The organism is Mitsuaria sp. 7, assembly GCF_001653795.1.
In the GTDB taxonomy this organism is placed as follows: Bacteria; Pseudomonadota; Gammaproteobacteria; order Burkholderiales; family Burkholderiaceae_C; genus Roseateles.
The window spans coordinates 1,420,268-1,444,261 of sequence record NZ_CP011514.1; the positions used below are offsets into that span (position 1 = coordinate 1,420,268).

Genomic DNA, 23,994 nt, shown 5'->3' on the forward strand with positions numbered 1-23,994 from the left:
CGGGTCAAGCGACGAAGCCGCCGTCCACGGGAAGTGCCACGCCCAGCACCATGCTGGCGGCCGGGCTGCACAGCCACAGCACCGCAGCCGCCACTTCCTCCGGACGTCCCATGCGGCCGATGGGTTGCAGCTTCAGGAACGCCGTCATGGCGGCGGGATCGATCTCATCGCCCATGGGCGTCTCGATGCACCCGGGGCAGACGGCGTTGACGCGGATGCCGCGGCTGGCCACGTCCAGCGCGGCGCTCTTGGTGAGCCCGATCACGCCATGCTTGCTGGCGTGATAAGCCGCGCGCCCCGAGAGTCCCACGAGCCCGCCAAGCGACGAGCAGTTGACGATGGCGCCGCTGCCCTGCTTCTTCATCTGCAGCAGCTCGTGCTTCATGAAGGCCCAGACGCCGCGCAGGTTGACGGCTTGCGTGGCGTCGAAGCCTTCGACGGTCTCTTCCGACATCTCGCACATCGGGCCGAGGATGCCGGCGTTGTTGTAGGCCATGTCGAGGCGTCCGAATTCGGACACGGTATGTTCGACGGCGGCCTTGGCCTGCGCTTCATCGGACACGTCGCACACGATGGCGATGGCGCGATGGCCCGCGTCCGTCAGCGTCCGGGCCGCAGCGGCAACCCGCACGGCGTCACGGTCCACGAGCGCCACGGCGGCGCCGGACTGGGCGAAGGCCTGGGCAGTGGCCAGCCCGAGACCGGAGCTTGCGCCGGTGACCAGAGCGACCTGGCCGTTGAAGTTGTAGGTGGGGTTCACGAGTGCTTTCTCCAAGGGTGGGGGCTGCGTCTTGCAGGGGATGGAGGCACTGTAGGGACGTGACCTTTGCCTGACTAGACATCACAATCCGCATGCACTTGTGAATGGGATTCAACGATGGCGCGCGACAGGATCAGTGATGTGCAGGCGTTTCTCCTCGTGGCGAGAGAGCGGAGCTTCACCCGTGCGGCGGCCCAGCTGGGTGTGTCGCCTTCGGCGTTGAGCCACACCGTGCGCAGCCTGGAGGAAGGGCTGGGCGTGCGTCTTCTGACCCGGACCACGCGCAGCGTCTCGGTGACGGAAGCGGGCGAGCGGCTGTTGAAGTCGGTGGGACCGCGGTTGGCGGAGGTGGACGCGGAGCTCAACGCGGTCAGCGACCTGGCCGACAAGCCCAAGGGGACCATCCGCATCACGTCGACGGACTACGCCGTGGACACGGCGCTGTGGCCGAGGCTCGCGCCGCTGCTCATCGACTATCCCGACCTGAAGGTGGACGTCACGATCGACTACGGTCTGGTCGACGTCGTGGCGCAGCGCTACGACCTGGGCATCCGCTCGGGCGACCAGGTCGCGAAGGACATGATCGCGGTCCGCATCGGCCCGGACCGCCGGATGGTGATCGTCGGGACGCCGGGTTATCTGCAGTCGAGGGCGGCGCCGCGCAAGCCGGAGGACCTGCTCGGACACAACTGCATCGCGCTGCGTTTTGCGAGCGGCGGGCTCTACGCGTGGGAGTTGAAGAAGGGCAAGCGCGAGCTGCAGGTTCGTGCGGAGGGGCAGGCCACGTTCAACGGGGCGTATCAGACGCTCAATGCGGCGCTCGCCGGGTGTGGGTTGGCGTTCGTGCCGGAGGACCTGGCGGAGCCGCATGTGGCGGCGGGCAGGTTGCAGTACGTGCTGGAGGACTGGTTTCCGACGTTCCCCGGGTTGCACATGTACTACGCCAGCCGGCGGCAGCCGTCGCGGGCGTTGTCGTTGATCATCGACGCGTTGAGGTACAGGGGTTGATCGCTGACTTGGCCGCTTTGCTTCATCCCGATGCAGCGTCTCCCTAACGGAGGAACTTGTACCCCCGCCGATGAAGCGTGATCAGGTGTTTCGGGTTGCGGGGATCCGCTTCGATCTTCTGCCGGATACCCGCCACATGGACATCGATGGTTCGCGTGGTGGGGAGGAAGTCGTAGCCCCACACGTCCTTCAGGATCTTGCTGCGGGTCAGCACCAGCCCCTTGTTCTCGATGAAGTAGCGCAGCAGCTTGAACTCCATCGGCGGCAAGGTCAGCCGCTCGGCGCCGCGGATGATCTCCTCGCGACCCAGATCCACGGCGATGCCGCCGAAGGTGACGACCCGCTCCTCGGTCCTTGCCGCGTACCGCCCGGAAGCTCCCCGCCGCTGCAGCGCCTCCAGACGGGCCAGGAGTTCAGCCGTGTGGAACGGCTTCACCACATAGTCGTCCGCGCCCGACTTGAGTCCCTGGACCCGATCCTCGGCCTGCCCCCGTGCGGTCAGCATCAGGATAGGTACGGACCGTCCCGCGGACCGGATGCCCTTGCAGACCTCGAAGCCATCCTTCCTGGGCAGGCGGACGTCCAGGATCACGACGTCGAAGGACTCTTCGATCGCCATGGCCAGGCCCCGTTCTCCGTCGGTGGCCTGCGACACCGCATACCCCTCGCTCGACAGGCGATCGGTCAGGGACATCATCAGACCTTCCTCGTCCTCCACCAGCAGAATCCGTGGATACACCGACCGCTCCCTATGCCTGATCGCCGACGTATTCCGGCAGCCACATCGTCACGACCGTGCCCTGGTCGGCACGGCTGCGGATCTCGACGGATCCGCCGTGACTCTCCGCGACGCGTTTGACCAGGCTCAGTCCGATCCCGGTGCCGGGGATGTTCCGCTCGATGGCCTGCCGGCCCCGCTTGAAGGGTTGGAACATCTGATCCAGTTCCGCCGCCGGAATGCCGATCCCGCGGTCCTCGACCGACACCCCCACCCAGGACCCCGATGCGTCGTCGCGCGTCAGCACCGACACGGTGATCTGACGCACGGCGTCCGAGTACTTGAGCGCGTTCGACAGGAGATTCTGGACGGCGCGTTCCACCGCGTGCGCGTCGCCCATGACGCGGTTCGTCGCCTCGTCACCGATGACGACGCAGGAGAACTTCCATTCGCGGATCAAGGCCTCGTGGGCGTCGAGCGCGGCATGAACCACCTGGGCGAGGGGAAACGGCAAGCGCTGCGGTGATTCGTTCGAGTCGATCCTGGCGAAGGCCAGGACCTGTTCCGTCATTTCCGCCAGCCGACGCCCTTCCCGGAGAATGACCTGGCCGTACTGCTGTACCTGGCTGGGCTGAGAGACCACCCCGTCCGCCAGATTCGCCCCTGACATGCACACCACCGACACGGGGGTCCGCAGCTCGTGGGAGATGCCGGCGACGAATTCCAGCTGTTGTCGCCGCAGGTCGGCGGAGCGTTGCCACGCCAGGAGCGCGGCGGACGCGGCGGTCAACAGCAGCAGCAGGACGCCGGCGCTGATCATGAGGTTGCGCCGCCACGTGGCGTCCACGAACGACGCCAGGGATCCCGAACGGTGCAGCGCCGTCAGGCGCCAGGGAGCCGCTGGGGGTTCCGACCCCAGGGGAAGCGCGGGCGTCGCGACGCCTGCCCTCACGATGTTGATCGCCGGAGGCATCCGCTGGGAAGACGCCGCCGGTGCTGTCGCACTGGCGGCCGCCACCCCGGCGATCATGACGGGCTGGAACGCGAATGTCGGCGGCTCGAGCTGCAGCAGGGGCACGCTGGCATCGGGGGCGTGCTGTTCTTCTTCGACGTTGCTGAACGTCGAAAAGACAATGTCTCCCGCCGGCGTGTTCTTGCGGACTGCGATGTCGTAGTCGCCCGCATCGCGCGAACCGGAAGTCCCGATCTGGAAGTGCTTCATCGCCAATGCCGGAAGCACGGTGTTCAGGATCCGGGACCGATCCAGGACGATGAACGCGAACCCCTGAGGCCCCCCTGCTGCGACGGCGGTCGGCTCATCCTGATCCGAAGGCCGGGTGGGCGTCGACGCATTGAACATCGGGGCGATGAGCGTCAGCGACTGCTCGTCCAGCCAGGTGGGTTCGCGCCACGCGACCGTCGAGGAAGGGCCGGTGGCGGTGGTGGTGGTGGGAAAGATCCCGAGGCTCACCGCCGCTTCGTCCAGCAGCGGCGTCAAGTGCTTCGGCAGGTCTTCGGTCATCAACCGCTTGGTCGCCGGGTCGAAGCGTCTGGCGGTCCACGACCGTTTGCCGGGCGCGGCAGCGATCGCCGGCCCGCCGTTGTCCGACGCCACCACGACCCAGATCTCCTGGATCAACGCCGGAAACCTGGCCTGCCGCCGCCAGGCGTCGTAGTGCCCGGCCAGACCGTCGGCGCCCGCCTGGAAGGCGGAGGCCGCGTTCAACTGGAACCGCAGCTGGAGCTCCGACAGCTCGCCATCGAAGTCCTCCGCGAAGCTGGTCAGGCTGGTCTTGAGGCTGCGCATCTGCCTCTCCTTGTCCAGCTCGCCGACCTTCGCCATCCACTGGTACTGGAGGACACCGAAGGCGGCCACCAGCAGGGCCAGCACGACGGCGGCGATGCGCGCTCCCTTGCCTTGAAGGGCCTTCAGAAGAACTTGCATGGATCATCTGTCCTGGATGAAGCGGGCCGTCACGTTGGAGGCGTCGCCGAACAGGATAAGCGAGTACACCCGCTGCGTCGTCAGCGTGGCGCCGGGTTCATCGGTCTTGAACAGGGGCGTCGTGGTAGACGGCGTGGTCACCTCGATGCGCACGGGAGATCCGGCGGTCACGTCGGCGGGCGAGGAGACGGTCCCGAAGGCGATGCTGTCGGCGATCGACTGGTAACCCGCGCTCAGCGCCATGGTGCCGGGCAGACCGTCGACGAGATGCATCAGGCGCAGCCTGGCGCGGCCCGGCACGTCGGTGAGGGCGTTGTTGTCGGCGAACAGCTTCACGCGCGGTGACGCGGCCGTCCCGTAGACCGCCAGCGTGGCCTCCGTGCCGGCCTGCAGCGACAGTCCGGACACGTCGACGGCGGCGCCGTTCACGGTCACGCTCAATCCCGTCAATGCGGCGGGCACGAACACATAGGACGACTCGACCGAGGGCGCCTGAACCGCCTTGTCGAGGCTGGCGTCCGTCGTCTTCACGGTCACCCTCGGGTTGCCCCCGGTCACCGCCGCGACGCGAAGCAGCGCATGCGTGCCCTTGTACGAGGTCACGCCGCCGCCTTGCGTCATCATCAGACCGTTGAGCAGCCGGCTCGACGGGATGCCGGTCACGGCGAAGGTCGCGATCTGCTGGTCCGAGACCGTGACGTCGGGGATGTCCAGCCGCAGGTCCGTCTTGCTTCCCGTGCCCGTGACCCGCAGCCGGTAGGTGCCTTTGCCCAGTTCCACGTAGGTCGAGACGTTGGTCGGCGACACATTGGACGCAGTGGGGGATACGGCGCTGAGGGCGGCGTCCTGCGCGGTCATGTAGATGTCCACGCTGCCGGACGACACGGCGGCATTGAAGAAGCGCAGCGCCGCCGTTCCGGTGCTGGGCGGCGCCTTGTCGTCCGCGAAGTTGGTGAGCCTGAGCACCCCGGCCTCGTTGTACGCGAGCAGGGTATAGATCTTCTTCTTCGTCAGCGTCAGGGAGACGGCGGCCGCGGTCGCGTTGTTGCCAGCCTGCTTGACGCGGAAGTCGTAGGTGCCTTCATCGAAGGACAGGTAGTCCGTCCCCTTCGTCGCCTCGATCTGCGACTGGACCTTCTTGTCCACGTTGTAGAAATCCAGCGCGCCGTACTGGGCCGTGGCGTTGACGAGCCGGATCCGGGCCTGACTGCCGTCGTCGCCCCCTCCGCCGCACGCCTGCAACATCACTGCGGACATCAGCAGCAACGACTTCCAACCAAACCTTCCGATCACGTTCGCTCCTCACGAAATGGGATGGTCGGAATGCTCGCTGCTGGTGGTTGGCGAGAAGTTAGCGATTTGCAAAATCGGAAGAGGGCGGCGCAATGCCATCGGCAGGCGCTTTGAGGATCGCCGGTGTGAGGTTGTGGGGCTGGGGCTCGTCCTACGCGAGATGCACGCTCAACGCCGGCAGCATCGACCCACCGCTCTCATTTACGAGCCTTTGGTCATGCACGTAGTCCTGCGTCACCTCGACCACCCAATCCCGCTCGAACTTCTTCCCCAGCCGCTGAACCAGTTGATCGAACGTCATCGCATCCAACGCATTGCTGTCCAGATGAACCGGCCCGCCGGTGCCTTCCTGAACGAGATCGCAGAGCGCCGCCGCCGTATCGGACATGAACGAGCACGCCGGTCGCCAGGCTGAACTCGCGCGGATGCGCCCATCCCGGGCGTGCTGCTCATCCAGGTGGCGGAGCATGTTGTTGCCGACAGCGTCCGCCGCGATCTGCCAACCGATGCGGGCCACCGTCGCCGACGGGCAGGCCGTCAGCACCGCGTCCTCGCATCGGATCTTGTACTGCCCGTAGTCGTCCTTGGCGGTCCGCGGGTCGCGGGGACGATGAGGTCCGCCTGACGATGCGTCGAAGACCATCGCGGTGCTCACGAAGACCATGTGCACGCCGTGCAGCCTCGCGAAGCCCGCCAGTTGACCTGCCCAGGATTCGGCGCCCATCGCCAGATGGACGATGGCATCCGGCGCCTCGGCGCGCAGGAAGGCCAGGGCCGCCGACTCATTGGCGGGGTCCACCACGCCGCGGTCCCAACCCACCACGTCCCAGCCTCGCGTCTGCGCTTCACGGCTGACCCAGGGCGCCACGGTGCCGTTCAGTCCGGTGATGAGGAACTTCATGTCCGGTGCCCATCCTTGGCTGTTTGAGGGTCAGAGTTCGGCGATCTTGAGCGTCGACCGCGTCGGCGGGGTCGGGGCATCCGCGATCACGATCAGCGCCTGCACCAGACGGTCCAGGTCATGGATCTTGTCGTAGTAGCCGTCGATGCCCGCGGCGATGCACAGCGGCCCGAACACGCTTTCGTCCCCGCAGGTCACGGCATACGCCGTGCCTTGAAACCCGCTGGCCCGGAGTCGCTCGACCGCCGAGAAGCCGTTGCCCGTGCACAGGGTCAGGTCGGTGAGGATGACGTCCGGCCTGCACAGGCCGGCGGCCATGACGGCTTGATCCTCATGCTCGGCCTCTCCCACCACTGCCGCACCGGGCACCCGGGTCAGCCGGTCTTGCAGCCGACGTCGGAAGGAGGACGAAGCGTCGATTAGCAGAATTCGCATTTTTGTCGGTTGACGGCAGCCATCCCACTTTGCTGCGCGAGCAAAAAAAGTAGCCCGAGCCGCTTGCACGGCCGGGCGTAATCGACTTCTGTCGACCCCGCTCAGGGAGGAAAGCGGGGACGTTGCCTTCGCTCTTCGCGACCTGACAACGTGAAATGAATTTTGCATTTCTATCATTTGTGCGGATGCCGGCAAATCCATTAAACGGTTGTCGGGAAATGACCTACAAAGCGGTCCCCGCCGTCACTCCGCATCGTTCATGTCCGTCCTCTCCGGCAGATCCGTCTCTCCGTTTTCCTCGCCCCGCGCATGCCTGATTGCCATCCTCTCTTGCAGCTTGCTCGGTACCGCCAGCGCAGCGACGCTCCGCGGCGAAGTCGTCGGCCTCGCTGACGGAGACACGCTGACCGTGCTCGACAAAGAGCGCCAACAGCATCGCGTTCGGCTCGTTGGCATCGACGCACCGGAGAAGCGCCAAGCCTTCGGGGAGCGTTCGCGCCAGAACCTCTCGGCGCTGGTGCTCCGGCAGGATGTGGTGGTGGACTGGAAGAAGAGAGACCGCTACGGCCGCATCCTCGGGGTCGTCCACGTGCGGTCGGTCGATGTCGGCCAAGCTCAACTGAGAGCAGGCCTGGCCTGGCACTACAAGGCGTACGAGCGGGAGCAGGCTGCCGAGCAGCGCATCCTGTACTCGGCCGAGGAGGTCGATGCCAGACGCGCGAGACGCGGGCTGTGGAGCGAAGCGGCGCCGACTCCTCCCTGGGAGTTCCGCCGCAGCAAGGTGACCGGCGCCAGAGCCGCTGCGGAAGATCCGGCTGCCCGTTGAGGTGCCAGGTCTTGCGCCGTGGCCCTAGTGATAGTTCACAAGTCCGGGATCACGAATTGAACGACCGCCACAGCTCCGTCTCAGTGAACCACCTTGGCATCGCCCCGGCCTCGATCTCCATCGACTCCCCGTCGATGACCTGCACCAGCAGCTTGTGCTTGTCCCCGGAGTTGTCGAAGACGTAGGCCCGGTTGGCCGTGCCGGCGGCCTCGGTCAGCAGGTCGATGGACCGGACATACCGCTCGCGGATCTTGTCTTCCGGCACCGGATGGCCGCCTTGCTTCACGCGGATCTTCACGCGGTCCACGTTGATCGCCGGGTCCTTCGTCGCCACGAAGTAGAGGTACACGCGGTAGCCGCGCTCCCGCGCTTCCCGCATGAAATCGACCTTGTCGCCCGATGACATGACCGTCTCGAACGTGAAGGTCTTGCCTTCGTCGAGCAGCTCCCGCCGGATGGCATCGGCCAGGACCGACGCCAGGTAGGAATTGAAGGGCCCCGGCACCTGGAGCATCAGCGCGCCATCGACGCGCATCTTCCCCAGCACCGCATGCAGTCCCAGCTTGCGGGCGAAGGCGGACTCGCGGATGTGGGTCTCCAGGCTGTCCAGGACGCGCTCAGGCGCCGCCGTGATCCCGAGCGAGGCGAGGTCGAGGCGTCCCTCGGACTCGCGCAGCGTGCGCTCGATCTCGTCGGCGTTGATGAACACGCCGATCCATTGAGGTCTGAGTTCGCGCTTGATCGTGCTCTTGCCGGAGCCGTTGGGCCCGGCCAGCACGCGAAGGCGTGGCTGCGACGCCTGGGGGCCGTCAGGCAGCTTCTTGCTTGACACGCTTGAGCACGACGCCGACCTTGACGCGCTTGTCCGGCGGCAGGGCCTTGATGACCGTGACGGACCCGTCCGACTTGCGCTCCACCAGTTGGCCCTTGCTCGTCGCCACCACCACGGCGCCGGTCTCCGCCATCGCCTGCTTGTACGCCGCCCGGCCCGCCTTGGCGGCGAGCTCCGGGAAGCGGCGCTCGGCGGCGCGCATCGCGGATTCGGTCAGGTCTTCAGGGCGGCGGGCCATGGCGGGTTGCTTTCGGGGGGAACGTGAGTGCCAGTCTAGCGTCAGACCGCCACCGGCGCCTTGATCGCCGCGTGGTGCTCGTACGCCTGCAGCTCGAAGTCCTCGAACTCGTAGTCGAAGATCGACGCCGGCTTGCGCTTGATGTGCATCGTCGGATAGGGGAAGGGGCTGCGCGCCAGCTGCGTCTCCACCTGCTCGAAGTGGTTCGAATAGATGTGGCAATCCCCGCCCGTCCAGATGAAGTCCCCCAGACCCAGCCCGCATTGCTGCGCCACCATCTGCGTCAGCAGCGCGTAGCTCGCGATGTTGAAGGGCACGCCCAGGAAGATGTCCGCGCTGCGCTGGTACAGCTGGCACGACAACTTGCCGTCCGCCACGTAGAACTGGAAGAACGCGTGGCAGGGCATCAGCGCCATCTGGTCCAGCTCCGCCACGTTCCACGCCGAGACGATGATCCGGCGCGAGTCCGGATTGGTCTTCAGCTGCTTCACGACCTCCGCGATCTGGTCCACGTGCCCGCCGCCGGCCTTCGGCCAGCTGCGCCACTGCACGCCGTACACCGGGCCCAGGTCGCCGTCCTCGCGCGCCCACTCGTCCCAGATCGTGCAGCCGCGCTCCTGCAGCCACTTGACGTTGGAGTCGCCGCGCAGGAACCACAACAGCTCCAGGATGATGGACTTCAGGTGCACCTTCTTCGTCGTGACCAGCGGGAAACCCTCGCTCAGGTCGAAACGCATCTGGTGGCCGAACACGCTCCGCGTGCCCGTCCCCGTCCGGTCGCCCTTGGCCACGCCGTGCTCGTACACGTGGCGCATGAAGTCTTCGTACTGGCTGCGCACAGGGCGCACGGAGGTGAGGTCGGCGGTCATGGGAAAGGATTTTAGAGGGGTGGACGGGCACGGCCGCTGGCCCTCACCCCAACCCTCTCCCGCAAGCGGGAGAGGGAGTAAGAGTCAGGCCTTCTCCCCGCAGCGGGAGAGGGGAGAAAGAGACGGGGGTCAGGCGTTGAATTGGAGCGCGGCCAGGCGGGCGTAGAGACCGCCGCGGGCGACCAGCTCGGCATGCGTGCCTTGCTCGACGATGCGGCCGTGGTCCATCACCACGATGCGATCGGCGCGTTGCACCGTCGACAGACGGTGCGCGATGACCAGCGTCGTGCGGTCACGCATCGCCTCGTCCAGCGCCTGCTGGACCAGCCGTTCGCTCTCGGCGTCCAGTGCGCTCGTGGCCTCGTCGAGCAGCAGCAACGGCGCGTCCTGCAGCATCGCCCGCGCGATGGCGATGCGTTGGCGCTGTCCGCCGGACAGGCGCACGCCGCGCTCGCCGAGGAAGCTGTCGTAGCCCTGCGGCAACTGGCAGATGAACTCGTCCGCATGCGCGGCCTTGGCCGCGGCGATGACGGCCTCGCGGCTCGCGTCAGGGCGGCCGTAGCGGATGTTGTCCAGCGCGCTGGCCGAGAAGATCACGCTCTGCTGCGGCACCAGCGCCATGCGACCGCGCAGGTCGGCCAGCTTCACGCGGTCCAGCGACACGCCGTCCAGCTGCAGCTTGCCGCCCTGCACATCGAAGAAGCGCTGCAGCAGCTGCAGCACCGTGCTCTTGCCGGCGCCGCTCGGGCCGACCAGCGCGACGGTCTCGCCGGGCTCGATGCGCAGCGTGAAGTCGTCCAGCGCCGCGCGGTCAGGGCGCGACGGGTAGTGGAAGCGGACCTGTTCGAAGCTCACGCGCGCCGGGCCGGTCGAGGCGGGCAGGGCGACCGGCGCCGCCGGATCGGCCACCGGCGATTGCGCCGCGAGCAGCTCCATCAGCCGCTCCATCGCGCCCGCCGCGCGCAGCAGGTCGCCCCAGACTTCCGCCAGCACCGCCACCGACGACACCAGCAGGATCACGTAGACCACCGTCTGTCCCAGGTGGCCCGCGGAGATCTTGCCGGCCATCACCGCCTGCGTGCCCTGGTACAGGCCCCACAGCAGCGCGCCGAAGGTCGCCGTGATGATGAACGCGACCAGGAAGGACCGCACCTTGGTCCGCTTGCGCGCGGTGTCGAAGGCGGCCTCGCTCGCGACGTCGAAGCGCACGGCCTCGCGCGCCTCCTGCGCATGCGACTGCACGACGGTGATCGCGTTGAGCATCTCCGCCGCGATCGCGCTGGTGTCGGCGATGCGGTCCTGGCTCGAGCGCGACAGCCGTCGCACGCGGCGTCCGAAGAACATCGCCGGCGCCACGACCAGCACCAGGATGCCCAGCACCTGCGTCATCACCCACGGGTTGCTGTAGATCAGCAGCGCCACCGCGCCCAGGCCCATGATCACGTTGCGCAGCCCCATCGACAGGCTGGAGCCGACGATGCTCTGGATCACCGTCGTGTCCGTCGTGATGCGGCTGATGACCTCGCCGGTCTGCGTGGTCTCGAAGAACTCGGGGCTCTGGCGCAGCACGTGGCTGTAGACCGCCGTGCGCAGGTCGGCGCTGACCCGCTCGCCCAGCCAGGTCACCGCGTAGAAGCGCAGCGCGGAGAACACGCCCAGCGCCGCGCCGGTCGCGAACAGCCAGACGAAGTGCTCCCGCAGCGCCATCAGCCGGTCGCCTGGGTCGGCGGAGATCAGCCCCTGGTCGATCAGCTGGCGCAGCGCGAGCGGGAAGACCAGCGTCGCCGCCGCCGCCAGCACGAGGAAGACGATCGCCGCGGCGATCCGTCCCCGGTAGGGCTGCAGGAAGGGCCACAGCGCCGGCGCCATTGCCCGCAGCGGGGGCGATGCCTTGGGCGGCGTGCGCACGGCGTTTGCCTGTCCGCCGGAAGGAGGAGCCGACTCGGGGCGGGTGGCCGTCGCCGAGGGGGGCGCGGAGGGAGAAGAAGGGGACATGGCGGACATGGGCTCAGTTTAGGGGCCACGTGTTGCGGGAATGTCCCTACGCACGGAAAGCCCATCCCAGGCAGTGATTGGCACGGCAATCATTGCCTAAGCAATAATTGTCATCAAGCATTTCCGCAAAGTCCGTCCCGGAAATCCGAAGTCACGAAAGACGACGCCATGAATGCCAAGCTGCCCCCGCCCGCCGATTTCTACAGCGCCGACAGCTTCACGTCGGAGCCCAGCCTGGGCTGGCTGCTGCGGCAGATCAAGCAGTCCATGGTGCTGCAGGCCGACAAGATGCTCGGTGAGCATGACCTGACCCATGCGCAGTGGGCGCCGATGTTGCGTCTGCGCTTCAACGGTCCGATGTCCAGCGCCGCGCTCGCCCGCGAGCTCGCGATGGACGGCGGCGCGATGACGCGCCTGCTGGACCGGCTTGAAGCCAAGAACCTGGTGCGCCGAGAGCGCTCGGTCGAGGACCGGCGTGTCGTCATGGTCTCGCTGACCGAGGTCGGCGTGAACGCGATGGCGGCCGCCCCGGGCGTGCTGTCCAAGGTGTTCAACGACCACCTGGCCGGCTTCACCGACCAGGAGTTCCGCACGCTGATCGGCCTGCTGCAGCGCATCGTCGTCAACGGCCAGGCGATCCGCGACGCGGGCCTGACCTCCGAGTCGTCGACGCTGGTCGACAAGTGCGAATGACGAGCGACTGACCGGCGAGTCACGACGAACAAGTGCGAACGATGCTTCCTTTTTCAATTGCCTGCTCCCTCCAAAAGAACAACATTGAGGACCCCCCGATGACCTCCCGATTCCTTCACCGCACCACGCTGGCCCTGGCCATGGGCGCGGCGCTGCTGATGGTGCTCACCGCCTGCGCGCCCATCCCCAAGCTGGCCGAACCCGGCCGCCCGATCGACGGCGCCGAAGCGGCCCGCCTGGGCCTCGACGACAGCCAGACCCAGGCGCTCGACGTGTCCTGGTGGAAGACCTTCCGCGATCCGCAACTGGACGCGCTGGTCGACCAGGCGATCGCGAACTCGCCGAACCTGGCGCTGGCCCGGGCCCGCATCGCGCGCGCCGCGGCGATGACCGAGAACGCCGAGGCTGCGAAGCGTCCGGCCGCCGAGCTCGAAGCCGACGCGACCCGCCAGCGCCTCACCGAGCACGGCATCTACCCGCCGCCGCTGGGCGGCAGCGTGGTGACCCTGGCCAACATCCAGGCCGGGCTGAGCTACGAGTTCGACTTCTTCGGCAAGCATGACGCGGCGCTGCAGGCCGCGCTCGGGCAGCAGCGCGCCGCCGAGGCGGACGCCGCCGCCGCGCGGTTGAGCGTGTCCAACGCCGTGGCCAAGGCCTACGTCGCGCTGGCGCGCAGCCAGGCGCAAGGCCGCCTGCTGGCGCAGCAGAAGTCGCTGCGCGACCAGTCCTTCGACCTCGTGCGCCAACGCAGCGCCGCCGGCCTGGACAACGGCCAGGACCTGCGCGTCGCCGAGGCGCCGCTGCCCGACATCCAACGCCAGCAGGTCGTGCTGCGCGAGCAGCAGGCGCTGTTGCGTCATCAGCTCGCCGCGCTGACCGGGCAGGGCCCGAAGGCGACGGAGTCGCTGGACGCCGCGCTGCCGGTCGCGCTCGACTGGCAGCAGGCGCCTCACCTGGACCTGCTGGGCCGCCGCCCGGACCTTGCCGCCGCGCGCGCCCGGGTCGAGGCGACGGCGCAGGACATCCGCGTCGCCCGCGCGCAGTTCTATCCGAGCGTGAGCCTGACGGCCTTCGTCGGCCTGAACGCGATCGGGCTGGATGAGCTGTTCAAGAGCGGCAGCCGCCAGTACGGCGCAGGTCCCGCGCTGCATCTGCCGCTGTTCGACAGCGGCCGGCTGCGCGCCAACCTGCGCGGCAGCGCCGCCGAGCAGGACGCTGCGATCGCGAGCTACAACGTCGCGGTGCTGGACGCGGTGCGTGATGCCAGCGACCAGTTCACGACGCTCGAATCGCTGCGCCAGCAGCGCACGCAGCAGGACGCGCTGGTGGCCAACGCCGACAGCCAGGCGACGCTGGCCGATCAGCGCCACCGCGCCGGCCTGACCGGCCGCATCGCGGTGCTGAGCGCGCAGCAGAACCAGTTGCTGCAACAGCGCGGCCAGATCGATCTGCAGGCCTTGACGGTCGACGCTCAGATAAACCTGATGCGCGCGCTGGGCGGCGGTTACGCCGAGCCCGCCCGAGGCGCCGCGCAGACGACGGCTTCCGCGGATCGCAACTGACCGAGCGCCCGCTGACAGGCATTGAATCCGACTTGACGCGCCGGCCTCCACCACGCCGCCGACGCCCCGAATCACAAGAATCCCGAAGAGCACACCATGAGCGCAACGCCTCCGAACAACACGCAAGCTCCCGCCAAGAACGGCACCCGCAAGAAGGGCCTGACGGCCATCGCCGCCGTCGTCATCGTGGCGGGCCTGGGATACGTCGCCTATGAATGGATCGTCGGCAGCCGCTACGAGTCCACCGACAACGCCTACGTGCAGGCCAACGTCGTGCAGATCACGCCGCTGGTCGGCGGCACGGTGCGCGCGGTCTACGCCGACGACACCGACTTCGTGAAGGCCGGCCAGAAGCTGGTGAGCCTGGACCCGGTCGACGCCCGCGTCGCGCTCGAGCAGGCCCAGGCGCAGCTGGCGCAGACGGTCCGCGAGGTCCGCACGCTGTATGCGAACAACAGCGGCTTCGAAGCCCAGGTCAAGGTCCGCGAGGCCGACCTGAAGCGCGTCACCGTCGACCTGGATCGCCTGCAGTCCGACGTCACCCGCCGCCAGCCGCTGGTCGCCACCGGCGCCGTCGGCAAGGAAGAGCTGGAACACGCGCAGTCGCAACTGACCTCGGCCCGCGCGCAGGCCGCCGCCGCGCAATCGGCGTTGCAGGCCGCGAAGGATCAGCTGAGCTCGAACCAGGTGCTGACCGACGGCGTCAAGGTCGAGGAACACCCGAACGTGCTGCGCGCCGCCGCGCGTCTGCGCGAGAGCTACCTCGCGCTGCAGCGCGCCGAGCTGATCGCGCCGGTGGACGGCTGGGTCGCCCGCCGCTCGGTGCAACTGGGCCAGCGCGTCGCGGCCGGTTCACCGCTGATGGCGGTGGTCGGACTGCAGCAGGTCTGGGTCGACGCCAACTTCAAGGAAAGCCAGCTGGCCAAGCTGCGCATCGGCCAGAAGGCGACGCTGGAAGCGGACGTCTACGGCAAGAAGACCGAGTACCACGGCACGGTGCAGGGCCTGGGCGCGGGCACGGGCGCGGCCTTCGCGCTGCTGCCGGCGCAGAACGCGACGGGCAACTGGATCAAGGTCGTGCAGCGCGTGCCGGTGCGCATCGCGCTGGACCCGAAGGAAGTGCAGGAACATCCGCTGCGCGTGGGCCTGTCGATGGACGTGCAGATCGACATCCGTGACCAGGGCGGCGCGATGCTGGCCGCCGCGACCGGCGCCAGCGCGCCGCGTCTGCAGACCACGATCTTCGACGTCCAGGAGAAGGCCGCCGACGAGCAGGTGAACAAGATCATCGCGACCAACCTCGGCAAGGCCGCGGCCAAGGCGAACACCAACCGCGTGCAATGAGCGATTCCACTCCAACCGCGCCCGGCGCGCCGGCGGCTCCCGGGCCGTCCGCGACGCCTGCGACGCCCGCTCCGGCGGGACCACCGGCGGGTCCCGCGCCGCTGACCGGCACCGCGCTGGTGCTGGGCACCATCTCGCTGTCGCTGGCGACCTTCATGAACGTGCTGGACTCGTCCATCGCGAACGTGTCGCTGCCCGCGATCGCCGGGGACCTCGGCGTCAGCCCGGTGCAGGGCACCTGGGTCATCACGAGCTTCGGCGTGGCCAACGCGATCTCCGTCCCGCTGACGGGCTGGCTGACGCAGCGCTTCGGCGCGGTGCGGCTGTTCACGACCAGCGTGCTGCTGTTCGTGCTGGCGTCCTGGCTGTGCGGCTTCGCGCACTCGCTGGAGATGCTGGTCGTGGCGCGCGTGTTCCAGGGCCTGGTGGCGGGGCCGATGATCCCGCTGTCGCAGACGCTGCTGCTGTCGAGTTATCCCAAGCACAAGGCGGGCACGGCGCTCGCGTTATGGGGGATGACGACGCTGGTCGCGCCGGTGGTCGGGCCGCTGCTGGGCGGCTGGATCACCGACAACGTCACCTGGCCGTGGATCTTCTACATCAACGTGCCGGTGGGCCTGTTCGCGGCCGGCCTGACGTGGAGCATCTACCGCACCCGCGAGACGCCGACCAAGAAGCTGCCGATCGACACCGTCGGGTTGTCGCTGCTGGTGCTGTGGGTGGGCTCGCTGCAGGTGATGCTGGACAAGGGCAAGGAGCTGGACTGGTTCGAGTCCAACCAGATCATCGCGCTGGCCGTGGTTGCGGTCGTGGGGCTGGCGGTGTTCATCGTCTGGGAGCTGACGAACGATCATCCGGTCGTCGACCTGCGGCTCTTCGCGCGGCGCAACTTCCTGTTCGGGGCCTCGGTGCTGTCGATCGCCTACGGCCTGTTCTTCGGCAACGTGGTGCTGCTGCCGCTGTGGCTGCAGCAGCACATGGGCTACACCGCGACGGCGGCGGGCTTCGCGCTGGCGCCGGTGGGGGTGCTGGCCATCCTGCTCTCACCGGTGGTGGGGAAGAAGGTCTCGGTCTGGGATCCGCGGATGATGGCGAGCTTCGCCTTCGTGATGTTCGCCATCGTGCTGTGGATGCGCTCGCTGTTCACGACGGACACGGACCTCGGGACCATCATGATCCCGACGATCCTGCAGGGCGGGGCGCTGGCGTTCTTCTTCATCCCGCTGACGACGCTGACCCTGTCGGGCATCACGCCGGACCGGATCGCCGCGGCGGCGGGGCTGTCGAACTTCGTGCGGATCACGGCGGGGGCGATGGGGACGTCGATCTCCACGACCTTGTGGGAGAACCGCGCGGCGCTGCACCACCATCATCTGGCGGAGCGGCTCGCGCTGGGCGACCCGGCGGAGACGGCGGCGCTGGACACGCTGCAGCGCCAGGGCTTCAGCCACGACCAGGCACTGGCCTACATCAACCGGCTGGTCGACCAGCAGGCGTTCACGCGCGCGGCGGACGACATCTTCCTGGCGTCGGCGGTGCTGTTCGTGGTGCTGATCGCCTTCGTGTGGCTGACCAAGCGGCCGCCGAAGATGGGGGCGCCGGTCGATGCCGGCGGGGCGCATTGACGCCTTGATCGGAGAGGCGGCAGTCGTCGCCCGACAACGAAAAGGGGTCCTGCGGGACCCCTTTTTCCTGTGCGACCGGCGCTTGCCGGTCGCGCTGCAATACGCGTCTGCGTACGGCGTCAAGCCTTGGAAGACGCCAGCTCCAGGCAGTACGCGATCAGCTCGTCCAGTTCGCTGGACTTGTCGAAGACCTTGTCGGCGCCCAGCCCCTCGCAGCGCTGGCGCATGTCGGCCGTGGCGTAGTTGGTCAGCACGATCACCTTGGCCTCGGGCTGCAGCAGCCGCGCCTTGGGCAGCAGCGAGATGCCCGATCCGCGCTTGAGGAAGAGGTCGATGATGAGGATGTCGCACGGGACCGCGTCGTCGTGCAGCCAGCGCAGCGCGCCGGCCTCGTCCTCGGCCGTGCCGACCACGTCGAGGTCGAGCATCTCCTGCAAGGTGGCGATGAGGTTCTCGCGGATCAGCGGGCTGTCCTCGACCAGGAAACAGTTCAGCGTGCCGGGCGTCGGTGCGGTGACGGGAACGGTGGACATGGGAATGGGCGTGAGCGAGGCGCCCATTATCACGAACCCGAGCCCCGCTTCGATGTCGGCGTCAGCCGCGCGTTGCATTCAGACAGCGCCTTCAGACTCTCGGGGTCCGCGTCCTCGCCCAGGTCGATCAGCGGCACGATCGCCGCCAGCGGCGTCACCGCGACGCCCAGCACCGCGGCCGGCAGCAGCTTGCGCAGCAGCGGCGCCTTCTGCAGGCTGAGTTGCGGATCGCCCAATGTCCCCTGGATGTTCAGCGGCGTGCGCAGCGTCAGCGGACTCTTGTCCTTGGGATCGACCTTGGCCGTCAAGGCCAGCCGCTCCGTCGCCAGCGACATGCCGCCATCCACCAGGACCACCGAATCCTTCGTGTCGATGACCATGGGCTTGGGCGTCACGACCCCGTCCTTGACCTGCAGGTCGGCGACGCCGCAGTAGACCTGCAGCGGCTCGTCGCCCTTCACCAGCATGCCCAGGCCCTGCGCGATGTCGATGCCCGCGGCCTCCACGATCAGGTGGGAGATGGTGCCGTCGGTCCAGTACAGCACCATGCGGCCGTCCGCGCTCGCCAGCAGGTCGGCCGTGGACTTGCCCTCGCCATCCAGCGCGATGCGCCCGCCCATCAGCCCCGTCACCCAGCGCTGGCCGTTCTTGCGCTCGAGGTTCAGCCACTGCTCCAGATGCACGCCGCCGACGCGCAACCGCGCCTGCCACTTCGCCTGTGGGCCGCGGCCATCCAGCTTCATGGTGCCCGCCACCTGACCGCGCGCCACGCGCGCGTCGATGTCGCGCAGCTCCAGCACGCCGTCCTGCAGCACGATGCGGGCGTTGAGCGGCTCGGCCGCCTGCAGGATCGCGGTGCCGGATTCGAAACGCGCCAGCTTCACGTTGACATTGGCGTTCATGGCCCGCAGCGAGGGCAGGTCGAACTGCTTGTCCGGCAGCACGCGCGAGGGCGCCTTCTTCACCTTGGGCGCGCCCGGTTCGGCCGGCACACCGATCGTCGGTCCCAGGTCCGCCAGCCACAGCTCGCGGCCGCGCAGTTCGCCGGTCAGCGTCGGCAGTCCCTCCGCCTTCTTGTCGTACTGGAACTCGCCGCTCAGATGGCTCTTGCCGATCGTGGCCTGACTGACCGCGGTGGTCCAGCGCGAGCCGTCGCGCGTCAGCTTGCCCTTCATCGCGAAGGCCGGCGTCGTCGGCAGCGTGACGCCGAGCGGCTCGCCGACCGCGGCCAGCGAGGGGCCCGCCAGCGTGTACTGCCCGGACAGGCCCTGGCTGACGAGCAGGTCGCGGACCTGGCCGTCGAAGCTCAGTTGGGCCTTGCCGATGTTGCCCCGCAACGTGACCGGCACGGCCGGTGCGTTCGGGTCCGAGGACAACCACGGCAGCGCGGAGCCGGTCTGCAGCGCGGCCTTGATGGGCAGGTCGCGCCAATGGCCCTCGGCCTGCGCGGTCACACCGTTGCGGCCGCCTTCTCCCGGACCGGGTTCATCAGCGGCGGCCGACGCGCCCTTGGGCTTGCCCGCCACCCGCTCGCCGAAGTCCACGGCGAGCCGGGTGCCCGAAGCGGCCGCGCTGGCCACGCGTGCCGCCGTCGTGGGCGCGCGCTGAGCGGAAGCCGCAGTCGCCGCGGTCACCGCGGTCGAGGCCGCGCCCGATGCGGCGAGGCTCGAACGCACCGCCGACGCGGCGTCCTCCGGCGTCGCCCAGGTCTCGCGCAGCGCGAAACGACCGAGCAGCGACAGCTGCTGGATCTTGTCGTCTACCACCACCGTGCCCCGGCCCACTTCGAGCAGGTCGAAGCGGATGCCGTCGACGTTCGGACGCTTGCGCACCTGCGTGTCGCTGGGCGGCTGCTTGCCGAACTGCCAGCTCGCGCGGCCTTCGACGTCGCGTTCCAGCTTCATGCTCAGTTCGCCCGCGCGCAGCGCCTTCACCTGCAAGGCCTGACCCTCGTGGCGCAGGGCCAGCAGATCCGAATATCGCAGCGTCAGCGCGGCGTCCTGCGCCTGCAGCATGGGGCCGCCCAGCGTGCTCCAGCTCGGGCCGGCGATCGTGAGGCTGTGGGTGCGCAGACGCAGGTTGCCGATCAGCCGGAGCTGCCAGGCGGTGTTGTCCTCGTCACCGTCGAAACGCACCTGACGGTCCAGTTTCTGGCTCAGCCATTGCTCCGCGGGACGGCGCAGGAAAGGCCATCCCAGCCATTCGCAGACACCGACCGCGATCAGCAGCATCGCCAGCAGCACGAGCAGGCTCATGGCCCAGCCGCGGCGGGCACGTCGTCGAGGACCGGGCGTGGGCGCCGGCGCGGAGGAGGGCGCGTTGTTTACCACCATTGTTCAAACATCCTCGAAAAGTATTCCTTGCCCCGTTGCCACAGCCCGCGGTCCTGCCAGCGCTGCAGTTCGATCGTCTTGGAGGCGGTGCGATCGCGCTCGAACATTCGCGTCATCGCACCGCCGAAGTCCTCGCCCAGCACGACGGCGTTGACCTCGTTGTTGTGCACGAAGCTGCGCCAGTCCATGTTGCTGGACCCGATCGTGGAGACCACGCCGTCGATGACGGCGGTCTTGGCGTGCAGCACCGCGTCCTGCAGTTCATGGATGTGCACGCCCGCCTTCAGCATGCGCTCGTAATGGCTGCGGCCCGCCTGCATCACCGGGCCGAAGTCGCTGCGCGAGGGCAGGATCAGCTGGACGTCGACGCCGCGCTGCGCGGCTTCGCTCAGGGCGTCCACCATGTCCTGGCCCGGCGCGAAATAGGCCATCGTCAGGTACACGCTGCGTTGCGAAGCGCGGATGCTGCCCAGCAGCAGCGTGTAGATGCGGTTCTCGGTGTCCTGCGGCGTGGACGGGATGACGCGCATCAGCTGCTGGCCGGCGGGCGGGCCGGGCGGGGGCGCGATCTCGGCGACGGCGCCTTCGCAATGCTGCTGCGCCCAGACCTCGCGGAACAGCGTGTGCAGCTTCTGCGTCGCCGGTCCGCGCACCTGGATCATCGTGTCGCGCCAGCCGTTCTCATCGGCCTTGTCTCCGGACTTGCCGTCGGACCTGGCTTTGCCGTCGGCGGACTCGCTGGCCACGGCCTTGGGCCTGGGCGGCTTCGACGGTCCGCGGCTGCCGAAGCCGCCCGAGCCCGACGAGTACACCGCGCTGATGTTGATGCCGCCGGTGAAGCCGGTTTCGCCGTCCACGACCAGCATCTTGCGATGGTCGCGCTGCGTGATCTTGTGATATTTCGTGCGCTGCTTCAGCGGGTTGACCGGATTGAAGGCGCACACGGCGACGCCGCCTTGACGGAGGCGGTCGAAGTAGGTCTCGTCCGTGCCCATCGAGCCGACGCCGTCATAGAGGACCGCCACCTCGAGCCCGTCCGCCCGCCGCTTCAGCAGTAGATCGGCCAGTTGTCGCGAGACGTCGGCGTCCTCGATGATGTAGCTTTCCAGGACGATCTGCCGGCGCGCCTTGTCGATCGCCGCGAACATCGCGGCGAAGGTGGCAGGGCCGTCGACCAGCAGTTGCGCATCGTTGCCGGCGTAGAGGTCCACGTCGCCGAACGCGGACATGGCCGCGATCTGGCGCTTCAGCAGGTCGGCCTTGCCCTGCGCGGCGGCGGCCTGCACGGCCTGCTCGCGGCTGGCCTGGTTCATCGGTCCGCGCGGGCCGACGACGTCGACCTGGGCGGCCACCCGCGTCAGCGTCGGCGCAGTCCCCGGCGGGTCCGGGACCCGGCCGTTGACCGGCGCGCGCGGCGTGCCGCAGGCCACGAGACCGACGCTCGCGCCGAGCGCGAAGAGCAGGGCGGCGACGCGTCGGCCCATGGCGTCAGTCCCTCAGCAGGTCGGCGAGGTCGTCGGCATGCTCTTCCTCTTCCGCGAGGACTTCCTCGAGGATGCGGCGCGTCGTCGGGTCCTTGTCGCCGATGAGCTGGATCATCTGGCGGTAGGCCTCGACGGCGATGCGCTCGGCGATCAGGTTCGATCGCAGCATCGCCTTCAGGTCCTTGGACTCGTCGTACTCCGCGTGGCTGCGCTGGGTCAGCGAGTCCGGCCGGAAGTCCGGATCGCCGCCCAGCTGCACGATGCGCTCGGCGATGCGGTCGGCATGGACCGCCTCCTGCGTGGCGTGCTCGAGGAACTCCTCGGCGATGCGCGGCGAGTTCAGGCCGTGCGCGGTGAAGTAGTGGCGCTTGTAGCGCAGCACGCAGACGAGCTCGGTCGCGAGCGCGTCGTTGAGCAGGCGGATCACGTCGTCGCGCCACGGGCCGTAGCTCGGCGTGACCGGGCCTTCGTCGAGGTGCTGGCGAGCGCGCTGCAGGGCCTGTTCGTCAAGCTTCAGGTGCTTGTGTTCGGGGGCGTTCATGGGCTGGCTCCTCTGGGTTCAGGAAACGGTGAGCGTCACTTTCGAAGCGCGTTCACGCCGGTGATGCCGAGTACCAGCAGCACCAGGAAGATGACGAGGAAGATCCCGAACAGGATCTTGGCGATGCCCGCCGCGCCCGCGGCGAGACCGGTGAATCCGAGTACACCCGCGACCAGCGAGATCACGGCAAAGATCAAGGCCCACTTCAACATGACGATGTCCTTTCCATCTGTTGGCCGCGGCGCGGCGCTTGAGGCCACTGTAGAAGCGGCAGGGAGCCGGAAGGATCAGCAGGGCCCACGTCCGGGTGTAGGACAGGACGCCGCCCGGGCGCGGTGGAAGGCGATGCCGGACTCGTCCTACACACGGCTCCGGCGCGGTACGACAGACGGCGGCCGACGACGGGCCTAGCCTTGCTTCATCTTCTCCCCCCGTCTTCCGACCCCGGCGCCCAGCGCTGCAAAGGAACCAAGATGATCAAGCTCAACAAGACCTTCACATCGCCCTCCGCCGCTGCCTGGATCACCGCCGGCGCGGTGCTGTCGGCCGTCATGATCGTGACCACGCCGGCGTTCGCGGCCGGGGCGTCGTCCCATGCGTCCAAGTCCGACATCCAGTCGACTTACGAGCAGGAACGCGCCAACTGCCTCGCCGGCAAGACCGGCCAGGCGCAGGCCGCCTGCCTGAAGGAAGCCGGGGCGGCGCGCCAGGAAATGCAGCGCGGCAACCTCCGGACGGCGAGCACGCAGGATCTGGCCAACAACGCGATGCTGCGCTGCCAGCGCGTCGCCGAGGAAGACCGCGAGGACTGCCGCATGATGGTCATGGGGCAGGGCACGCGCGACGGCAGCGTGCAGAGCGGCGGCATCCTGACCCGCATCGACCGCATGGTGCAGGAGAACCCGACGGCGGCGGGCATTCCGTCCGCCCCGGCCACGCCGCCCAGCGCCACGATGCGTCCGGGTCCCGACGTCCCGCCCCCGCGCCAGCCCAAGGCCAGCGCGCCGGCCCGTTGATCTCTCGAAGAGGAGCGACACCATGCTGATCAAACGCCTCCTGCCGCTCGCGCTGTCGAGCCTGGCCGGCTACGCCCTCTGGCAATGGCAGACCCGGCGCTTCGAGCAACGGCACAAGACGTCGCACGCGCATCCCGAGGAAGTCACCACCTGGGAAGGCGAGGGCGGCGCGCTGCACGGCACGGGTCCGCACATGGGACCCGAGCCCGTCAAGACCACGCCTTGACGCCACTCACGACTTGACCCTGCCGACGGCAGTTGACGAGCGACAAGAAAAAGGCGCCTCTTGCGAGGCGCCTTTGTCATGCGAGCGCCGGAGCGCTTCCGCGGAGGATCAACCGCCCGAGCCTTGTTGCGGTTCGCGCAGGAATATCTCGACGCGGCGGTTCTTGGCGCGGCTCTCGGCCGTGTCGTTGGACACGAGCGGCTCGCGCGAGCCACGACCGGCGACCTCGACGCGATCGGCACGGACACCACGGTCGGCCAGGTAGCCCCGCACGCTCTCCGCTCGACGCAGCGACAAGGGGTCGTTGATCGCATCGGAGCCGGTGTTGTCGGTGTGGCCGACCACCCGCACCACCGTCGGCGACGGATTGCTGTTCAACCCGTTCGCGAAGGCGTCCAGCACCGGACGCAGCCGCGGTTCGACCGTGGCGCTGTTGGTCGCGAACGAGATGTCGCTGGGCACGTCCAGTTTCAGCTGGTTGTCCGCAGTGCGCGTCACTTCGACGCCGGTGCCCTGCGTGGCCTGTTCCATCGCGCGGCGCTTGTCCTCCATGTGGCGTGACCAGACGTTGCCGGCCACGGCGCCGAGCGCGCCGCCGATCAGCGCGCCGGTGCCCGCCTTGCCGCCCGTGGCGGAACTGAGGACGGCGCCCGAGACGGCCCCGATCGCCGCGCCGCCCGCGGTGCCGCGCTGGCGGTCGTCCATGTTGGCGCAGCCGGCCAGGACGGCGGCCGCCAGGGCGGCCGCGGCCAGTCGGGTATGTCGCATCTGCATGTTGCTTCTCCTTGTGATCCGGGAAAGAAAACCCAACGACCCG

At 68.4% G+C, this 23,994-nt stretch carries 24 protein-coding genes; 8 read left to right on the top strand and 16 right to left on the bottom strand.

All coding sequences use genetic code 11. The features are described 5' to 3' along the window. Positions 1-4 precede the first annotated feature (4 nt). The gene (locus tag ABE85_RS06305) at positions 5-760 is read right to left on the bottom strand and encodes an SDR family oxidoreductase (protein WP_067271384.1); all 756 of its coding nucleotides are present in this window, start codon (positions 758-760) and stop codon (positions 5-7) included. A gap of 117 nt (positions 761-877) precedes the next feature. Here ABE85_RS06305 and ABE85_RS06310 point away from each other — a divergent pair, with 117 nt between their 5' ends. Next, a complete protein-coding gene (locus ABE85_RS06310) occupies positions 878-1,768 on the top strand; it encodes a LysR family transcriptional regulator (protein WP_067271387.1) in 891 nt (296 codons plus the stop codon). A 43-nt stretch (positions 1,769-1,811) separates the two neighbouring features. Here the strand turns inward: ABE85_RS06310 and ABE85_RS06315 are convergent, their stop codons facing one another. From ABE85_RS06315 to ABE85_RS26805, 5 genes are all read right to left on the bottom strand, one after another. After that, a complete protein-coding gene (locus ABE85_RS06315) occupies positions 1,812-2,507 on the bottom strand; it encodes a response regulator transcription factor (protein ID WP_082938371.1) in 696 nt (231 codons plus the stop codon). A 10-nt stretch (positions 2,508-2,517) separates the two neighbouring features. Continuing rightward, positions 2,518-4,431, bottom strand: coding sequence for a HAMP domain-containing sensor histidine kinase (locus tag ABE85_RS06320; protein WP_067271390.1), 1,914 nt, complete (start codon positions 4,429-4,431; stop codon positions 2,518-2,520). Positions 4,432-4,434: 3 nt separating this feature from the next. Next, complete coding sequence (locus ABE85_RS06325; RefSeq protein WP_157521984.1) at positions 4,435-5,688, bottom strand: DUF4397 domain-containing protein; 1,254 nt, start codon at positions 5,686-5,688, stop codon at positions 4,435-4,437. A gap of 187 nt (positions 5,689-5,875) precedes the next feature. Then, positions 5,876-6,625, bottom strand: coding sequence for a sugar nucleotide-binding protein (locus ABE85_RS06330; protein WP_067271397.1), 750 nt, complete (start codon positions 6,623-6,625; stop codon positions 5,876-5,878). A gap of 30 nt (positions 6,626-6,655) precedes the next feature. Then, the gene (locus ABE85_RS26805; protein ID WP_082938372.1) at positions 6,656-7,261 is read right to left on the bottom strand and encodes a response regulator; all 606 of its coding nucleotides are present in this window, start codon (positions 7,259-7,261) and stop codon (positions 6,656-6,658) included. 58 nt (positions 7,262-7,319) lie between these two features. On the opposite strand from ABE85_RS26805, the gene ABE85_RS06340 reads away from it, so the two are divergent. After that, complete coding sequence (locus ABE85_RS06340; protein WP_067271402.1) at positions 7,320-7,886, top strand: thermonuclease family protein; 567 nt, start codon at positions 7,320-7,322, stop codon at positions 7,884-7,886. 49 nt (positions 7,887-7,935) lie between these two features. Here the strand turns inward: ABE85_RS06340 and ABE85_RS06345 are convergent, their stop codons facing one another. The 4 genes from ABE85_RS06345 to ABE85_RS06360 all read right to left on the bottom strand — a co-directional run bounded on the left by ABE85_RS06345 (position 7,936) and on the right by ABE85_RS06360 (position 11,694). Further along, a complete protein-coding gene (locus ABE85_RS06345) occupies positions 7,936-8,718 on the bottom strand; it encodes a zeta toxin family protein (RefSeq protein ID WP_231993242.1) in 783 nt (260 codons plus the stop codon). Next, positions 8,696-8,956, bottom strand: coding sequence for a hypothetical protein (locus tag ABE85_RS06350; RefSeq protein WP_231993243.1), 261 nt, complete (start codon positions 8,954-8,956; stop codon positions 8,696-8,698). The genes ABE85_RS06345 and ABE85_RS06350 overlap by 23 nt, the downstream gene beginning before the upstream one ends. Before the next feature lie 41 nt (positions 8,957-8,997). Next, positions 8,998-9,825, bottom strand: coding sequence for a thymidylate synthase (locus ABE85_RS06355; protein WP_067271406.1), 828 nt, complete (start codon positions 9,823-9,825; stop codon positions 8,998-9,000). A 129-nt stretch (positions 9,826-9,954) separates the two neighbouring features. After that, positions 9,955-11,694 carry an ABC transporter transmembrane domain-containing protein gene (locus ABE85_RS06360; RefSeq protein ID WP_231993358.1) on the bottom strand — a complete coding sequence of 580 codons (1,740 nt, stop codon included), beginning with the start codon at positions 11,692-11,694 and terminating at the stop codon, positions 9,955-9,957. A gap of 294 nt (positions 11,695-11,988) precedes the next feature. On the opposite strand from ABE85_RS06360, the gene ABE85_RS06365 reads away from it, so the two are divergent. The 4 genes from ABE85_RS06365 to ABE85_RS06380 all read left to right on the top strand — a co-directional run bounded on the left by ABE85_RS06365 (position 11,989) and on the right by ABE85_RS06380 (position 17,044). Next, positions 11,989-12,513: a MarR family winged helix-turn-helix transcriptional regulator gene (locus ABE85_RS06365; RefSeq protein ID WP_067271414.1), complete on the top strand. Its 525-nt coding sequence runs from the start codon at positions 11,989-11,991 to the stop codon at positions 12,511-12,513. Positions 12,514-12,611: 98 nt separating this feature from the next. Beyond that, positions 12,612-14,075, top strand: a complete 1,464-nt coding sequence (locus ABE85_RS06370) for an efflux transporter outer membrane subunit (RefSeq protein WP_067271417.1) — start codon at positions 12,612-12,614, stop codon at positions 14,073-14,075. 96 nt (positions 14,076-14,171) lie between these two features. Then, entirely contained in the window at positions 14,172-15,419 is a 1,248-nt protein-coding gene (locus tag ABE85_RS06375; protein WP_067271432.1) for an efflux RND transporter periplasmic adaptor subunit, read from the top strand. Further along, positions 15,416-17,044: a DHA2 family efflux MFS transporter permease subunit gene (locus ABE85_RS06380; protein WP_067271445.1), complete on the top strand. Its 1,629-nt coding sequence runs from the start codon at positions 15,416-15,418 to the stop codon at positions 17,042-17,044. The genes ABE85_RS06375 and ABE85_RS06380 overlap by 4 nt, the downstream gene beginning before the upstream one ends. A gap of 119 nt (positions 17,045-17,163) precedes the next feature. Here ABE85_RS06380 and ABE85_RS06385 read toward each other — a convergent pair whose 3' ends face one another. From ABE85_RS06385 to ABE85_RS06405, 5 genes are all read right to left on the bottom strand, one after another. Beyond that, positions 17,164-17,577: a response regulator transcription factor gene (locus ABE85_RS06385; protein WP_067282030.1), complete on the bottom strand. Its 414-nt coding sequence runs from the start codon at positions 17,575-17,577 to the stop codon at positions 17,164-17,166. A gap of 29 nt (positions 17,578-17,606) precedes the next feature. Then, positions 17,607-19,832 carry an AsmA family protein gene (locus ABE85_RS06390; RefSeq protein WP_067271448.1) on the bottom strand — a complete coding sequence of 742 codons (2,226 nt, stop codon included), beginning with the start codon at positions 19,830-19,832 and terminating at the stop codon, positions 17,607-17,609. Positions 19,833-19,900: 68 nt separating this feature from the next. Continuing rightward, the gene (locus tag ABE85_RS06395) at positions 19,901-21,394 is read right to left on the bottom strand and encodes a phosphatidylserine/phosphatidylglycerophosphate/cardiolipin synthase family protein (protein ID WP_067271451.1); all 1,494 of its coding nucleotides are present in this window, start codon (positions 21,392-21,394) and stop codon (positions 19,901-19,903) included. Between the two features lie 4 nt (positions 21,395-21,398). Continuing rightward, positions 21,399-21,935 carry a bacterioferritin gene (locus ABE85_RS06400; protein ID WP_067271454.1) on the bottom strand — a complete coding sequence of 179 codons (537 nt, stop codon included), beginning with the start codon at positions 21,933-21,935 and terminating at the stop codon, positions 21,399-21,401. Between the two features lie 35 nt (positions 21,936-21,970). Next, the gene (locus ABE85_RS06405; RefSeq protein ID WP_067271457.1) at positions 21,971-22,147 is read right to left on the bottom strand and encodes a DUF1328 family protein; all 177 of its coding nucleotides are present in this window, start codon (positions 22,145-22,147) and stop codon (positions 21,971-21,973) included. A 261-nt stretch (positions 22,148-22,408) separates the two neighbouring features. Between ABE85_RS06405 and ABE85_RS06410 the strand changes: the two genes are divergently transcribed. Together ABE85_RS06410 and ABE85_RS06415 are read left to right on the top strand one after the other, a co-directional pair. Next, entirely contained in the window at positions 22,409-22,951 is a 543-nt protein-coding gene (locus ABE85_RS06410) for a hypothetical protein (protein WP_067271460.1), read from the top strand. 22 nt (positions 22,952-22,973) lie between these two features. Next, positions 22,974-23,177, top strand: coding sequence for a hypothetical protein (locus tag ABE85_RS06415; protein ID WP_067271463.1), 204 nt, complete (start codon positions 22,974-22,976; stop codon positions 23,175-23,177). A gap of 108 nt (positions 23,178-23,285) precedes the next feature. Here the strand turns inward: ABE85_RS06415 and ABE85_RS06420 are convergent, their stop codons facing one another. Continuing rightward, on the bottom strand, positions 23,286-23,945 hold the full coding sequence (locus ABE85_RS06420) for an OmpA family protein (RefSeq protein WP_067282033.1): 660 nt from the start codon (positions 23,943-23,945) through the stop codon (positions 23,286-23,288). Positions 23,946-23,994 lie beyond the last annotated feature (49 nt).